The sequence below is a fragment of the Acinetobacter sp. YH01021 genome (assembly GCF_013420255.1).
In the GTDB taxonomy this organism is placed as follows: Bacteria; Pseudomonadota; Gammaproteobacteria; order Pseudomonadales; family Moraxellaceae; genus Acinetobacter.
Genome location: NZ_VOYO01000070.1, coordinates 1 through 1,310 on the forward strand (window position 1 = coordinate 1; position 1,310 = coordinate 1,310).

A 1,310-nucleotide genomic window follows, 5' to 3' on the forward strand; every position below is an offset into this window, starting at 1 on the left:
ACTTAAAAAATTGGCATTACTCAAAAAATCAGCAAAAAGTCGATTTTGAAACAAGTCGGCTTTTTTATGATCGTTTTTGATAGTTCTTGCCAATAAGATTGGTTGAAAAATAGTCAATTTTGAGGTTTTTCAAATTTTATCAATGCCTCAATGTCCAAAATTATCCACATTTTTTGTGGATAAAATTTAGGCTATTTTGTACGCCTGGGCTTACGTAAATTCCGGTTCTTTACGGCTGTCCAGGATAGGTGAATTTTCCTAACAAGTCCTGATTAACTTTAAATAAAAAAGCCTTATAGTCTCTCCCGGAACTATAAGGCTTATTAAGCGCTGTTAGTTTTTTTTAATGACTTACTTTCCAATGTAAGTTAGCTGTTTTGGCCCTAATTGATACTTAGTCCTTAGACGCTTATTACCCACTATCCTTAGCAGATTATGAATGCACTTATTTTATCAATAGGTAAAAACTTTGCTATAAGACAAAAGATGAATAACCACCAATTTTGTAGACTTTCTTTAATTAGGGATAAGAGGTCTAAAAATTTTATTAATGATAATTGCTCGAGATATATCACATCTATCACTTGCCTCTACTTTCCATGAGTAATGGCTTTTTTCAAGCGGAAAGGATTCTCCTCCTCCATAAGCGACTTTATCCCCTAACAAATAAGTTTCGGAGTCGACGATCAAACTTTTATTTTTTTCATCCCAGCTAGCAGTCTTTGTAGCAAAAATAGGAAGGACTTTAGAGCCATCTATAAACTCTATATATAGGCATTGACCCTGTGTAATAATTTTTCCTTCAGTATAACTAGCATTATCTGCATCACTCGTATTTTCAATACGTGGAATGATTATATTTGAGCTATTCTTTTCCTTCAGTGGACTACAAGCAGTAAGCATACTTAAGAAAAATAAGATCCAAGGTTTTTCTTTAAAAAGCTCTAATTTTTTCATCCTTAAATCACCTTAAAATTAATGATCAAAGACTGGTAAATCAAATAACTTACGATCTCTTGCATCCGTTAAATATTTATCCATCTGAGCAATCAGTTTTGCTCTGGCTTGCTCATCATCTTCGGTGATTTTCAACATGCAGGATCCGATCAAAATCTTACGTCTGGTATCATCCTTTCGAGCCTGTTCTTTCTCTTTGGCACGTTCTCGTGCAAGTGCTGCCTGTCTTTGAGATTTGAGCTGTTTTAGCTTTTCTTCTTGAGCTTTAATTTTGCTGTCTAGTGTTTCAGTAACGCTCATTAGTCCAATACCATCATCCTGGGAAACCATCCCTAACATAAGCGCACTTGAAT

The 1,310-nt window shown here is 34.6% G+C and carries 2 protein-coding genes; both read right to left on the minus strand.

Going from position 1 to position 1,310, the window contains the following annotated elements:
• Nucleotides 1-516 precede the first annotated feature (516 nt).
• Nucleotides 517-957 (minus strand): hypothetical protein, encoded by a 441-nt coding sequence (locus FTT86_RS15840; protein ID WP_180032303.1) that lies wholly within the window; start codon nt 955-957, stop codon nt 517-519.
• A gap of 18 nt (nt 958-975) precedes the next feature.
• Nucleotides 976-1,257 (minus strand): mobilization protein, encoded by a 282-nt coding sequence (locus FTT86_RS15845; protein ID WP_180181483.1) that lies wholly within the window; start codon nt 1,255-1,257, stop codon nt 976-978.
• Nucleotides 1,258-1,310 lie beyond the last annotated feature (53 nt).

Excerpts from the sequence above, each read along its gene's own strand:
- FTT86_RS15840 (WP_180032303.1), bottom strand. The coding sequence starts at position 957 with ATGAAAAAATTAGAGCTTTTTAAAGAAAAACCTTGGATCTTATTTTTC.
- FTT86_RS15845 (WP_180181483.1), bottom strand. The coding sequence starts at position 1,257 with ATGAGCGTTACTGAAACACTAGACAGCAAAATTAAAGCTCAAGAAGAA.